Origin of the sequence: Klebsiella sp. CTHL.F3a (assembly GCF_019890895.1) — a bacterium.
In the GTDB taxonomy this organism is placed as follows: Bacteria; Pseudomonadota; Gammaproteobacteria; order Enterobacterales; family Enterobacteriaceae; genus Klebsiella; species Klebsiella grimontii.
Map to the genome: position 1 here is coordinate 5852296 of NZ_CP082360.1, position 13212 is coordinate 5865507.

Below are 13212 nucleotides of genomic sequence, written 5' to 3' on the forward strand. Positions count from 1 at the left end.
TCCTCGAAATGAGAAATGTTATCAATCAGTGGAGCAAATAGTAATTAAGGGGCGGCGATCCGGCCTTCAATTTTTGACCGTAAAATTCGTAAAGCCTGCCGCTTTTTCAAGAAATGACGGGAAAGATCGGGAACTGCGGACAACATCACATCCCGCACGCCACCGCGGAGAAAACGAAACTGTGACCTCTCTCACGGTCACCTTTGCTTTCTTGCCAGCGGCCAATTTTCCCTGTCAGTAACAAGAAGGTGAGCCTGACGCGACTTTTTTAGACTGCATGCAATGATTTTCACAAGGATCTTCCCATGAGTCTTCGTCATTGTGTCGCCGTTGATTTAGGCGCCTCCAGCGGGCGGGTGATGCTAGCCAGCTATCAACCCGGCCAGCAAACCCTGGCCCTGCGCGAAATTCACCGCTTTACCAATAGTCTGCAGAAGGTCGATGGCTTCGACTGCTGGGATCTCGATAGCCTGGAAGAGGAAATTCGCCGCGGTCTGGAGAAGGTCTGCGAACAGGGCATCCTGATCGATAGCATCGGCATTGATACCTGGGGCGTGGATTATGTCCTGCTGGATAAACAGGGCCAGCGTGTCGGCCTGCCGGTTTCCTATCGCGACTCCCGCACCCAGGGCCTGATGCGCCACGCCGAAGCCCAACTGGGCCGCGCGGAAATCTACCGCCGCAGCGGCATTCAGTTTCTGCCGTTTAACACCCTTTATCAGCTGCGCGCGCTGGTTGAACAGCAGCCGGAACTGGTCAGCCAGGCCGCGCACGCGCTGCTGATCCCGGACTACTTTAGCTTCCGCCTGACCGGCAACATGAACTGGGAATACACCAACGCCACCACCACGCAGTTGGTCAACATCAACAGCGATAGCTGGGATGAAGACCTGCTGAACTGGAGCGGCGCGCCGCGCGAATGGTTCGGTACGCCGACCCATCCCGGCAACGTCATCGGCCACTGGATTTGCCCGCAGGGCAATCACATCCCGGTGGTCGCCGTCGCCAGCCACGATACCGCCAGCGCGGTTATCGCCTCGCCGCTGGCCAGCAAAAACGCCGCCTACCTCTCTTCCGGCACCTGGTCGCTGATGGGCTTTGAAAGCAAAACCCCCTGCACCAGCGATGCGGCGCTAAGAGCCAATATCACCAACGAAGGCGGCGCCGAAGGCCGCTATCGGGTGCTGAAAAATATTATGGGCCTGTGGCTGCTGCAGCGGGTGCTCAAGGAGCAAAACGTCGGCGACCTGCCAGCGCTGATCGCGCGTACCGCTGCGCTTCCGGCCTGCCGCTTCGTCATCGACTGCAACGATGACCGCTTTATCAACCCGGACCACATGAGCGCGGAAATCCAGGCCGCCTGCCGCGAATCCGGGCAGCCGGTTCCTGATACCGACGCCGAACTGGCGCGCTGCATTTTCGACAGCCTGGCGCTGCTCTACGCCCGGGTGCTCAACGAGCTGGCGGCGCTGCGCGGTCAGCCGTTCAGCCAGCTGCATATCGTCGGCGGCGGCTGCCAGAACGAACTGCTTAACCAGCTGTGCGCCGACGCCTGCGGCATCACCGTGGTTGCCGGCCCGGTTGAGGCCTCCACGCTTGGCAATATCGGTATCCAGCTGATGACCCTGGATGAGTTGAACAACGTCGATGAATTCCGTCAGGTGGTACGAAAAAACTACGCCCTCACTACCTTTACCCCTAATCCTGAAAATGAAATTGCCCGCTTCGTCGCGCAGTTTCAGCCACAACAGAACAAGGAGCTTTGCGCATGACCACTCAACTTGAACAAGCCTGGGAAATTGCCAAACAGCGCTACGCCAGCGTCGGCGTGGACGTCGAGGAGGCCTTGCGCCAGCTGGATCGCCTGCCCGTGTCCATGCACTGCTGGCAGGGCGATGACGTCGTCGGTTTCGAAAACCCGGAAGGAAGCCTGACCGGCGGTATTCAGGCCACCGGCAACTACCCGGGTAAAGCGCGTAACGCCAGCGAGCTGCGCGCCGACCTTGAGCAGGCGATGAGCCTGATCCCTGGGCCAAAACGCCTGAACCTGCACGCGCTCTATCTGGAATCCGATACGCCGGTATCGCGCAATGAAATTAAGCCGGAGCACTTTAAAAACTGGGTGAAGTGGGCGAAAGCCAACAAGCTGGGGCTGGATTTTAACCCCTCCTGCTTCTCGCATCCGCTGAGCGCCGACGGCTTTACGCTGTCGCACGCCAACGATGAAATCCGTCAGTTCTGGATCGATCACTGCAAGGCCAGCCGCCGTATTTCCGCTTACTTCGGCGAGCAGCTGGGCACGCCGTCAGTGATGAATATTTGGATCCCGGACGGCATGAAGGATATTACCGTCGACCGCTTCGCGCCGCGCCAGCGTCTGCTGAACGCGCTCGATGAAGTGATTAGCGAAAAGCTCGACCCGGCGCACCACATTGACGCCGTGGAGAGCAAGCTGTTCGGTATCGGCGCGGAAAGCTACACCGTCGGCTCCAACGAGTTCTACATGGGTTACGCCACCAGCCGCCAGACCGCCCTGTGCCTGGATGCAGGCCACTTCCATCCGACGGAGGTCATCTCCGACAAGATCTCCGCCGCGATGCTCTATATCCCGCGCCTGCTGCTGCACGTTAGCCGCCCGGTACGCTGGGACAGCGACCACGTGGTACTGCTGGATGACGAAACCCAGGCCATCGCCAGCGAAATCATCCGTCACGATCTGTTCGACCGCGTGCATATCGGCCTCGATTTCTTCGACGCTTCGATTAACCGCATCGCGGCGTGGGTGATTGGCACGCGCAATATGAAAAAAGCGCTGCTGCGCGCCCTGCTGGAACCGACCGCCCAGCTGCGTCAGCTGGAAGTCGACGGCGACTACACCGCCCGTCTGGCGCTGCTGGAAGAGCAGAAGTGCCTGCCGTGGCAGGCCATCTGGGAGATGTACTGTCAGCGTCACGATACGCCGGCGGGCAGCCAGTGGCTGGATAACGTACGCGCTTATGAAAATGCGGTTCTGAGCCAGCGCGGGTAATGCCTGGACGTTCCCCGGGTCGCGGCCGGGCTACGAACCGGTAGCCCGGAGAAGCCGTTTACGGCGCAATCCGGGGCTCGCACATATTCAGGGCGAGGGGCCAACCCCGCGCCGAATCAACAGGAAAGACAAGACTATGCAGACCATTATCGACGCCTGGTTCGTCCAGGGCATGATTAAAGCCACTTCCGACGCCTGGCTGAAAGGCTGGGACGAACGCAACGGCGGTAACCTGACGCTGCGCCTGGACGAAGCGGATATTGAACCCTACGCCGCGGATTTTCACGCCAAACCGCGCTATATCGCCCTGAGCCAGCCGATGCCGACGCTGGCCAACCAGCCGTTTATCGTTACCGGTTCCGGTAAATTCTTCCGAAACGTCCAGCTCGACCCGGCGGCTAACCTCGGGGTGGTGAAAGTCGACAGCGACGGCGCGGGATACCATATTCTTTGGGGCCTGACCAACGACGCGGTGCCCACTTCCGAGCTGCCGGCGCACTTCCTGTCGCACAGCGAGCGCATCCGGCTGACCAACGGCAAAGACCGGGTGATCATGCACTGTCACGCCACCAACCTGATCGCCCTGACCTACGTGCTGGAGAACAGCAGCGATCTGTTCACCCGCAAGCTGTGGGAAGGAAGTACCGAATGTCTGGTGGTCTTCCCGGACGGCGTCGGCATCCTGCCGTGGATGGTGCCGGGTACCGACGAAATCGGCCAGGCCACCGCCGAGGCGATGCAGAAACATTCGCTGGTGCTGTGGCCGTTCCACGGCGTTTTCGGCAGCGGCCCCAATCTGGACGAAACCTTCGGCCTGATCGATACCGCCGAGAAATCCGCTGAGGTGCTGGTGAAAGTCTATTCAATGGGCGGGATGAAACAAACTATCACCCGCGAAGAGCTGATAGCCCTTGGCAAACGCTTCAACGTTCAACCCCTGCAGTCCGCATTAGACCTTTATTAATAACAACATCGCGCCCCGCTCACCGAGACGGGGCGAAAAAAACACCTGCAAACCCTACAAACTAACTCGATTATGTGGAGTAAAAGCAATGAAAACAAACACAAGCTTGATCCTCACCGTTGCCATCCTGGCGTTGTCCGGTTCCGCTTTAGCCGAAGTCAAAATCGCCCTCGTGGCGAAATCATTGGGAAATGGATTCTTCGAAGCAGCGAACGTCGGCGCGCAGGAAGCGGCCAAAGAGTTAGGCGATGTCAAAGTGATCTATACCGGCCCGACCACCACCACCGCCGAAGCGCAGATCGAAGTGCTGAATGGTTTGATCGCCCAGGGGGTGGATGCGATCGCCATTTCCGCTAACGATCCCGACGCCGTGGTGCCGGTGCTGAAAAAAGCGATGCAGCGCGGTATTAAGGTGGTCTCCTGGGACTCCGGCGTCGCGCCGGCGGGCCGCCAGATCCATCTTAATCCGTCCAATAACGCGCTGATTGGCGAAACCAACGTTAAGCTCGCCGCCGATGCGCTGAAGGCGCTGAACGTGGAAAAAGGCGATGTGGCGATTTTAAGCGCCACCCCAACCTCCACCAACCAGAACATCTGGATTGAGGAGATGAAAAAGGTGCTGCCGCAGTACCCGTCCGTCAATCTGGTGACCGTCGCCTACGGGGACGATCTGTCGGATAAAAGCTACCGCGAAGCGGTGGGCCTACTGAAGTCACACCCTGACCTGAAAGTGATTGTTTCGCCTTCGTCGGTGGGGATCGTGGCCGCCGCGCAAGCGGTAAAAGATCAGGGCAAAATCGGCAAGGTCTACGTTACCGGGCTGGGGCTACCGTCGGAAATGGCTGGGGCGATTAAATCCGGCGCCAGCAAAAGCTTCGCCATCTGGAACCCGATTGACCTCGGCTACGCCGCCACGTATCTGGCCGACGATTTAGTCAAAGGCACGGCGACCAAAACCGAAGCCAATATGGGCAAACTGGGCAAAGTGAAGCTGGACGCCGACGGTAGCGGCGCGATGGCCGAACCGTTCGTCTACGATGCGAGCAACATCGATAAGTTCTCAAAAATCTTCTAATCCCCCTTACCCGACCCTCTCTCCTCAAGGGAGAGGGAACAAACCACTCTCTCGCTCTTTGGGGGAGGGTAAAGGGTAATTTGACGGAGAACTATCATGTCAGCATCCACCCCACTGCTGTCGCTGAAGGGCATCACCAAGGTTTTTCCCGGTGTCCGCGCCCTTGAAAACGTGCAGCTCGATCTCTGGCCCGGTAAAGTGACCGCTTTAATCGGCGAAAACGGCGCGGGGAAATCTACGCTGGTCAAAGTGATGACCGGCATTTATCAGCCCGAAGAGGGCGAGATTCTCTATAAAGCGATCCCTATCCAACTGCCGAACCCGGAGTCGGCGCACAAGGTCGGGATCACCGCGATTCATCAGGAAACCGTGTTGTTCGACGAACTCTCGGTGACCGAAAATATCTTCGTCGGCCAGTATCTGCATCGCGGCCTGCTGAAGAAGCTCGACTGGCCCGCCATGCACCGCAAAGCCAGCGAAATTCTCACCCGCCTCGAGGTACAGATTGACCCGCGCGCGACGCTGAAAACCCTCAGCATCGCCCAACGCCATATGGTAGCCATCGCCCGGGCGCTCTCCTTTGAAGCCCAGGTGGTGATCCTCGATGAGCCGACGGCGGCGCTCTCGCAGCATGAAATTCTGGAGTTTTATCAAATCGTTGAGCGCCTGAAGCAGGACGGTAAAGCGATTCTGTTTATCTCGCATAAGTTCGATGAGATTTTCGAGCTGGCGGACTACTACACCATTCTGCGCGACGGCGTGTACGTCAGCTCCGGCGCGATTAACGACATCACCGAAGAGCGGATGGTGGCGATGATGGTGGGCCGCGCGATTACCCAAACCTACCCGAAAGTCGACTGTATTCCGGGAGAAACGGTGCTGGAGGTGAAAGACCTTTGCCACCCCACCGAGTTCGCCCATATCAGCTTCAGCCTGCGCAAAGGGGAGATTCTTGGCTTTTACGGCCTGGTGGGCGCCGGGCGCACCGAGCTGATGCAGGCGCTCTCCGGAGTCTCACATCCCTCTTCCGGCGATATTGTGCTGAAGGGGAAACCGATGCGCTTTCGCCAGCCGGCCGACGCGATCGGCGCCGGTATCGTCTGCGTGCCGGAAGAGCGGCAGAAGCAGGGAGCGATTATCGCCCTGCCGATCGCCCAGAACATCAGCCTGCCGCAGCTCAGCAAACTGAACCCCGGCGGCGTGCTTAACGACGCCCGCGAATGGCGGCTGGCGGACGAGTACGCTTCGCGCCTGCAGGTTAAGGCCTTTAGCTGGCGGCAGGCGGTGGAAACCCTTTCCGGCGGCAATCAGCAAAAAGTGGTGATCGGCAAATGGCTGGCGACCCATCCCGAGGTGATTATCCTCGACGAACCGACCAAAGGCATCGATATCGGCTCCAAAGCGGCGGTGCACCAGTTTATGTCCGAGCTGGTCAGCCAGGGGCTGGCGGTGATTATGGTCTCTTCGGAGCTGCCGGAAGTGATGGGTATGGCCGACCGGATTATCGTGATGCATGAAGGGCTGATGGTCGCCGAGTACCGCGCCGGTGAAGCGACGGCGGAAACCATCGTTAGCGCCGCCAGCGGCATTGGTCAGGAGGCAGCGTAATGGGCCGACAACTGCTTAAACACCGTGAAGCGCTGCTGGCGGCGGTCGTCATTTTGATGATCGGCGCGATCGGCAGCCGGGCGCCGTCGTTCGTCTCGCCGGGCAATCTGGTGGAGATGTTTAACGACACCGCCATCCTCATCATCCTCGCCCTCGGCCAGATGATGGTACTGCTCACCAAAGGCATCGATCTGTCGATGGCCGCCAACCTGGCGCTGACCGGGATGATCGTCGCCCTGCTCAACGCCCACTATCCGGGTATTCCGGTGGCGGCGCTGCTGGCGCTGGCGACCCTGCTGGGCCTGCTGATGGGGATAATTAACGGCCTGCTGGTCTGGCGGCTCGGCATCCCGGCCATCGTGGTCACGCTGGGCACCATGAGTATTTATCGCGGGATTATCTTCCTGCTCTCCGACGGCGGATGGGTGAACTCGCACCAGATGAGCGCCGATTTTCTCGGCCTGCCGCGCGCCTCGCTGCTGGGGCTGCCGCTGCTGAGCTGGTGCGCCATCGCCGCACTGCTGCTGGTGGGCTATTTCCTGCGCTACAGCCGCACCGGTCGGGCTTTGTACACCGCGGGCGGCAACGCGACGGCGGCGTACTACACCGGGATTAACGCCGGGAAAATGCAGTTTGTCAGCTTCTGCCTCTCCGGCGCGCTGGCCGGGTTCTGCGGCTATCTGTGGATCTCGCGCTTCGCCGTCGCCTATGTCGATGTCGCCAACGGTTTTGAACTGCAGGTAGTCGCCGCCTGCGTCATCGGCGGCATCAGCACCATGGGCGGAACCGGTCGCGTGCTCGGCTGTCTGTGCGGCGCGCTGTTCCTTGGGGTGATTAATAACGCGCTGCCGGTGATTGGCATTTCGCCGTTCTGGCAAATGGCCATTTCCGGCGCGGTGATCGTCATTGCGGTGCTGCTTAACGAACGCGGTAATAAAGGTAGCGGGCGATTAATCCTGCGCAACGCGGCGCTGGCGCGGCAGAAACAGGCGGTGAAATCATGAGCAAAATAATGATGTCTGAAGAGATGAAAAGCGCCCCGGCCGCGCCGTCGCCGCTGCGCCGTCTGCTGTGCTGGGAAGGGTTTCTGCTGGCGGTAACCCTGGCGGTATTCGTGGTTAACGCCCTGGCGTCGCCCTACTTCCTTAATATCTGGAACCTGTCGGACGCCACGTTTAACTTCACCGAAAAAGCGATCATCGTGTTGCCGATGGCGATGCTAATTATCGCCAGAGAGATCGACCTTTCGGTGGCGTCGACGATGGCGCTGAGCTCAACGGCGATGGGCTTCTGCGCGGCGGCGGGTATGGATACGCCGCTGCTGGTGGCCGTCGGGCTGGGCGTGGGGCTGCTGTGCGGCCTGTTCAACGGTATCCTGGTGACGCGCTTTAACCTATCGTCGATCGTCATCACCATCGGTACCATGAGCCTGTATCGCGGGATAACCTACATTCTGCTCGGCGACAAGGCGCTCAATCACTACCCGGAGAGCTTCGCCTGGTTCGGCCAGGGCTACGTGTGGGGGGCGCTCTCTTTTGAGTTCGCGCTGTTTATCCTCCTCGCCGCCGCCTTTACCTTCCTGCTGCATAAAACCAACTTTGGCCGCCGGACCTACGCCATCGGCAATAACCCAACCGGGGCCTGGTTCTCTGGCATCAACGTCAAGCGTCACAATCTGGTGCTGTTCGCGCTGGTCGGGCTGATGGCCGGGCTGGCGGCGGTCCTGCTGACCTCGAGGCTCGGCAGCACCCGCCCGACGCTGGCGATGGGCTGGGAGCTGGCGGTCGTCACGATGGCGGTGCTCGGAGGCATCAATATTCTCGGCGGCTCCGGCAGCATGGTGGGGGTGATTATCGCCGCTTTCCTGATGGGGCTGGTGACGTTTGGCCTGAGCCTGCTCAACGTGCCGGGGATCGTGATGTCGATCATTATCGGCGCGATGCTGATCGTGGTGATCTCGCTGCCGATTATTACCCGGCGGATGATGCAGCGAAGACGAATTTAATTTCCCCTTCACCCTGATCTGACCGGTACGTGTAGCCCGGGTAAGGCGCCAGCCGCGACCCGGGGGCGGGTGAAGGGAAACGGATTACCCAAAATCAACATTAAGGAGAATTATCATGAGTTTTATGTTGGCACTGCCCAAAATCAGCCTCCACGGCGCGGGCGCAATCGGCGATATGGTCAAGCTGGTGGCGGGCAAACAGTGGGGTAAAGCGCTGATCGTCACCGACGGTCATCTGGTTAAAATGGGCCTGCTCGATAGCCTGTTCACCGCCCTGGACGCCCAGCAGATGTCTTACCATCTGTTTGACGAGGTGTTCCCTAACCCAACGGAAGCGCTGGTGCAACAAGGCTACGCGGCGTATCAGGAAGCAAACTGCGACTTTATTATCGCCTTCGGCGGCGGCAGCCCAATTGATACCGCCAAAGCGGTCAAAATCCTCACCGCCAATCCGGGACCGTCCACCGCCTACTCCGGCGTCGGCAAGGTGAAAAACGCCGGCGTGCCGCTGGTGGCGATCAACACCACCGCCGGAACAGCGGCGGAGATGACCAGCAACGCGGTGATCATCGACGCCGAGCGCAAGGTGAAAGAGGTGATTATCGACCCCAATATCATCCCGGATATTGCCGTCGATGACGCCAGCGTGATGCTGGATATCCCGCCATCCATTACCGCCGCCACCGGCATGGACGCGCTGACCCACGCCATTGAAGCCTTCGTGTCCGTTGGCGCGCATCCGCTGACCGACGCCAACGCCCTGGAGGCGATTCGCCTGATCAACCTGTGGCTGCCGAAAGCCGTGGACGACGGACATAACCTTGAAGCCCGCGAGCAGATGGCGTTTGGCCAGTATCTGGCGGGCATGGCGTTTAACAGCGCCGGTCTGGGCCTGGTGCACGCGCTGGCCCATCAGCCGGGCGCCACCCACAACCTGCCGCACGGCGTGTGCAACGCCATCCTGCTGCCGATCATCGAAAACTTTAACCGCCCGAACGCCGTCTCCCGTTTCGCCCGCGTGGCGCAGGCGATGGACGTCGATACCCGCGGCATGAGCGATGAGGCGGCCAGCATGGAGGCAATCAACGCCATCCGCGCGCTGAGCAAACGCGTCGGCATTCCGCAAGGCTTCAGCCAGCTTGGCGTTAGCAAAGCCGATATCGAAGGCTGGCTGGACAAAGCGCTGGCCGACCCGTGCGCGCCGTGCAACCCGCGCGCCGCCAGCCGCGATGAAGTTCGCGAACTCTATCTGGAGGCCTTATGATCCGCAAAGCTTTCGTTATGCAGGTCAACCCGGACGCGCATGAAGAGTATCAGCGCCGCCATAACCCCATTTGGCCGGAGCTGGAAGCGGTGCTGAAAGCCCACGGCGCGCACCATTACGCGATATATCTCGATAAAGCGCGCCATCTGCTGTTCGCCACGGTGGAGATTGAGTCCGAAGCGCGCTGGGACGCCGTCGCCGGGACCGAGGTGTGCCAGCGCTGGTGGCGGCATATGCGCGACGTGATGCCCGCCAACCCGGACAACAGTCCGGTAAGCGCGGAGCTCAAAGAGGTGTTTTATCTCGATTAAATCCCTGACGGCCCCGCTGCGTTTAGCGGGGCCACCGCTTGAGGTTGAAGAGCGTTACATCGTTCCGGGAACAGGCGTGGCCCTGAAGGCGTTTACCGCCCTGTCCATCAGCACCTGATTGTCACTTCCGCTATCCAGGATCGTGTTTTGCGCAGAGCGCTTTTCTACCAGCACGGCGACCGCATCGAGGGCTTTTAATCTGTCCGTGGTGAGCAAGGCGCTGACCTGCGCCGCAAAGCAGGCATCCTCTTCCAAAGTTTGCGCCTGCGACGCCGACGCCTCAGTCGTCGCCACGATATGGTTATTGGCAAGGTAGTTCCCCTTGCCGGCAACAAGACGGATGACGATCGGCTTTATTCCCTGCGGCTTGAGATACTGGACATCGACGGTTTCGGAAATATGATTGGCAATAATCGAGTTATTACTCCCGTCAATATACAGCAGACCATAGGTATCATCTCGCCCATTGTCATAAGCCTGCATCGGCGGCCAGGGCTCACGATCGCGCAAGAAGTGGTTTGCCGAGATCAGATTCTCCGCGCAGTTGTTCTCCATTATCAGCATGCCAGGATAAAACGAATGGAATCGGTTGCTGGTGACGCAGGAGCGTACAACGCCGGATAAGTGGACGCTGCTGGCGCCGCGCGGGAAAATATTGTTGGTAGAAATTAATAACCCGCCGAAGTTTTGCGCGTAAATGGAATAGCCTTTATAACCTGCGCCAATCAAGTTATCGGTTATTTTTGACGCCTGCCCGGCGCCGCGGAGTTCAATACAGTTACCACATTCGGCAATAAAGTTATTATGGATCGCCATCGCATCGCTGTTGTACGCGGTGAGGCCATGCTCGAGGTAGATGAACCCCATCCCGGTGATCCGAAAGGCGTCCTGCGCGCTGGCGATATAAATTCCGGTTTTACCGTTGGTGTAGGTATTTTCCGGATCGTTGTTTCCCAGCCCATCATCCACAAAGTGCAGACCATCAATACAGAAGTTTTCGAACGCCACCGAACTGATACGCGGCGCCCCGCTGCGCTTTACATAAAACGCGGCGCCGGCGTGCTCTTCATCGCCGTCCTGCGGACAAAGATCGACCAGGATACGGCTCCCGCCCGGCCACAGATCGTGCAGGTTCGGCCATTCATCCGCTGGGGTATTAAAGCGAATGCTTGAGGAGACAAAACCATGCCCGGCGCCCATTATTTTTAAATAGCTTATATCAATCAAGACCTGCGTCGTCAGATGATAATCGCCGGGCGGGATAAAGATAGCGGCGCCCGGTTTTCCGCCGTCGTTGATATCGGTTTCGGTTTGCCGGGATTTAATATCGGCGATAATACTATTAATCACTTCGCCAATATCCTGATAGGGATTACCCACCGGCCACCGCGTGACATCATAATAATTTTCAGGCACCATAAAAACCTCCTTTGATATTAAATAGAAATTAATAAGCAATATTTAAATCGTAGTTATTTCATTGTTGAATAAAACCGATACTCTGCGCTCCAGGTCATTAACCGTGGCCTTTTTCCAGCTCGCGCTTTGCCAGATCCGTTTTAATTCTTTCAAGGAAAGCGTTATTCAGCTTAAAATAGCGCACCAGATACGCGCTGATGAAATAACTCACCATCGGCAGCAGTGAAAACATCATGATAATACCTTGAATGGTCTGCGAATTTTGCTGCGGCTCATTCGCGACATAGCCGGTAAACGCCAGAATCCAGGCGACGATCGCGCCGGCGACCGCCAGACCCATTTTGAGCATAAACAGGTTTCCCGCGAAGGAGATGCCGGTCAGGCGTTTACCAAATTTCCAGTCGCCGTAATCGTCGACGTCGGACATCATCGCCCACAGAATAGGGCCAGACTGTATTAAATGCAGAACGTTAATAATGATGAACAGCGTCATCAGCGGGGTCAGGGATTGCGGATCAACAAACCACAGCGCAAATGAGAGAATGCCGAGAATAATATTAATAACGCGGAACAGCGCCAGCTTATCAAAGCGATCGGTAAGCGGTTTGGCAAGCACGCTGCCCAGCATATTACAGGCCACGCCCAGCGCCATAAAGAAGGTAATAAATCCAACCGACTCTTTCATGACGTAAGTAGCATAATAGATAGTGACGCCACCGCGGATAAATGCCGGGAAAACGTTCAGGAAGGTAATAGCGATCATCAGGAGCCACTGATCGTTTTTGATAATATCGCGCAGGTCTTTCTTCAACGACTCGTTTTGCTTCACCGACACCACCCGCTCTTTAATGCTGGAAAAGCAGAACAGGAACATCAGCGTTGCCGCGCCGCCCATAATGATCATGGTCAGTTGGAAACCGGAGGCGCGATCGCCGTTACCCAGCCAGTCCGTTAACGGCAGAATAGAGGAGGAAATAATTAATGTCGCCAGGCCATTAAGGAAAAAACGCCAGGACAGACAGCCCATACGCTCTTTCTGATTGAGGGTAATCACGCCGCCGACCGAGCAATAGGGAATATTAATCGCGGTGTAAATCAGCGACATGACAAGATAGGTGACCCAGGCATAGATAATCTTGCCGTTCATGCTGAGATCGGGGGTAGTAAACATCAGTACCGCGCCCAGGCCAAACGGAAGCGCCATCCATAATAACCATGGACGGAATTTACCCCAGCGCGAGATGGTGCGGTCGCAGATTGCCCCCATTAGCGGATCGCTAAAAGCGTCAAAGATACGGATAACCAGGAATAATGTGCCAACCACCCCGGCATTCAGGCCATAAACATCGGTATAAAACCACGTCAGATATAGCGCCAGGACGCTCCATATCATTCCCGACCCGGCGTCACCCATGCCGTAGCCTATCTTCTCCCTGAGCCCGAGCTTTTCATAAGCGCCTGGCTTTTCCATTGCGGTAGCAGACATAAATACACCTATTTTTGGTTAAAAGGAGCCCATGGCGCAAACGTTGCGCCAT

The 13212-nt window shown here is 57.9% G+C and carries 11 protein-coding genes; 9 read left to right on the top strand and 2 right to left on the bottom strand.

From position 1 onward, the window contains the following. Positions 1-305: 305 nt before the first annotated feature. From rhaB to rhaM, 9 genes are all read left to right on the top strand, one after another. On the top strand, positions 306-1772 hold the full coding sequence (gene rhaB, locus K7H21_RS27390) for a rhamnulokinase (RefSeq protein WP_223035484.1): 1467 nt from the start codon (positions 306-308) through the stop codon (positions 1770-1772). Continuing rightward, positions 1769-3028 (top strand): L-rhamnose isomerase, encoded by a 1260-nt coding sequence (gene rhaA, locus K7H21_RS27395; protein WP_087828801.1) that lies wholly within the window; start codon positions 1769-1771, stop codon positions 3026-3028. The genes rhaB and rhaA overlap by 4 nt, the downstream gene beginning before the upstream one ends. 136 nt (positions 3029-3164) lie before the next feature. Beyond that, entirely contained in the window at positions 3165-3992 is an 828-nt protein-coding gene (rhaD, locus tag K7H21_RS27400; RefSeq protein WP_087828800.1) for a rhamnulose-1-phosphate aldolase, read from the top strand. Positions 3993-4080: 88 nt separating this feature from the next. Then, positions 4081-5067 carry a rhamnose ABC transporter substrate-binding protein gene (gene rhaS, locus K7H21_RS27405; protein ID WP_142468861.1) on the top strand — a complete coding sequence of 329 codons (987 nt, stop codon included), beginning with the start codon at positions 4081-4083 and terminating at the stop codon, positions 5065-5067. 96 nt (positions 5068-5163) lie between these two features. After that, the gene (locus tag K7H21_RS27410; RefSeq protein WP_004127195.1) at positions 5164-6675 is read left to right on the top strand and encodes a sugar ABC transporter ATP-binding protein; all 1512 of its coding nucleotides are present in this window, start codon (positions 5164-5166) and stop codon (positions 6673-6675) included. After that, complete coding sequence (locus K7H21_RS27415; protein WP_004127193.1) at positions 6675-7679, top strand: ABC transporter permease; 1005 nt, start codon at positions 6675-6677, stop codon at positions 7677-7679. The genes K7H21_RS27410 and K7H21_RS27415 overlap by 1 nt, the downstream gene beginning before the upstream one ends. Next, the gene (locus K7H21_RS27420; RefSeq protein ID WP_004127192.1) at positions 7676-8680 is read left to right on the top strand and encodes an ABC transporter permease; all 1005 of its coding nucleotides are present in this window, start codon (positions 7676-7678) and stop codon (positions 8678-8680) included. The genes K7H21_RS27415 and K7H21_RS27420 overlap by 4 nt, the downstream gene beginning before the upstream one ends. A gap of 115 nt (positions 8681-8795) precedes the next feature. Next, the gene (gene fucO, locus K7H21_RS27425) at positions 8796-9944 is read left to right on the top strand and encodes a lactaldehyde reductase (RefSeq protein WP_004127190.1); all 1149 of its coding nucleotides are present in this window, start codon (positions 8796-8798) and stop codon (positions 9942-9944) included. Further along, positions 9941-10255 (top strand): L-rhamnose mutarotase, encoded by a 315-nt coding sequence (gene rhaM, locus K7H21_RS27430; RefSeq protein WP_142447086.1) that lies wholly within the window; start codon positions 9941-9943, stop codon positions 10253-10255. Before fucO ends, rhaM begins: the two co-directional genes overlap by 4 nt. 54 nt (positions 10256-10309) lie before the next feature. Here the strand turns inward: rhaM and K7H21_RS27435 are convergent, their stop codons facing one another. After that, the gene (locus tag K7H21_RS27435; RefSeq protein ID WP_112167258.1) at positions 10310-11674 is read right to left on the bottom strand and encodes a NosD domain-containing protein; all 1365 of its coding nucleotides are present in this window, start codon (positions 11672-11674) and stop codon (positions 10310-10312) included. A gap of 97 nt (positions 11675-11771) precedes the next feature. Further along, positions 11772-13160 (bottom strand): glycoside-pentoside-hexuronide (GPH):cation symporter, encoded by a 1389-nt coding sequence (locus K7H21_RS27440; RefSeq protein ID WP_004127186.1) that lies wholly within the window; start codon positions 13158-13160, stop codon positions 11772-11774. Positions 13161-13212 lie beyond the last annotated feature (52 nt).

What these genes read in the sequence shown, in the direction of transcription:
- rhaB (WP_223035484.1), top strand. Translation starts at nt 306, where the DNA reads ATGAGTCTTCGTCATTGTGTCGCCGTTGATTTAGGCGCCTCCAGCGGG.
- rhaA (WP_087828801.1), top strand. Translation starts at nt 1,769, where the DNA reads ATGACCACTCAACTTGAACAAGCCTGGGAAATTGCCAAACAGCGCTAC.
- rhaD (WP_087828800.1), top strand. Translation starts at nt 3,165, where the DNA reads ATGCAGACCATTATCGACGCCTGGTTCGTCCAGGGCATGATTAAAGCC.
- rhaS (WP_142468861.1), top strand. Translation starts at nt 4,081, where the DNA reads ATGAAAACAAACACAAGCTTGATCCTCACCGTTGCCATCCTGGCGTTG.
- K7H21_RS27410 (WP_004127195.1), top strand. Translation starts at nt 5,164, where the DNA reads ATGTCAGCATCCACCCCACTGCTGTCGCTGAAGGGCATCACCAAGGTT.
- K7H21_RS27415 (WP_004127193.1), top strand. Translation starts at nt 6,675, where the DNA reads ATGGGCCGACAACTGCTTAAACACCGTGAAGCGCTGCTGGCGGCGGTC.
- K7H21_RS27420 (WP_004127192.1), top strand. Translation starts at nt 7,676, where the DNA reads ATGAGCAAAATAATGATGTCTGAAGAGATGAAAAGCGCCCCGGCCGCG.
- fucO (WP_004127190.1), top strand. Translation starts at nt 8,796, where the DNA reads ATGAGTTTTATGTTGGCACTGCCCAAAATCAGCCTCCACGGCGCGGGC.
- rhaM (WP_142447086.1), top strand. Translation starts at nt 9,941, where the DNA reads ATGATCCGCAAAGCTTTCGTTATGCAGGTCAACCCGGACGCGCATGAA.
- K7H21_RS27435 (WP_112167258.1), bottom strand. Translation starts at nt 11,674, where the DNA reads ATGGTGCCTGAAAATTATTATGATGTCACGCGGTGGCCGGTGGGTAAT.
- K7H21_RS27440 (WP_004127186.1), bottom strand. Translation starts at nt 13,160, where the DNA reads ATGTCTGCTACCGCAATGGAAAAGCCAGGCGCTTATGAAAAGCTCGGG.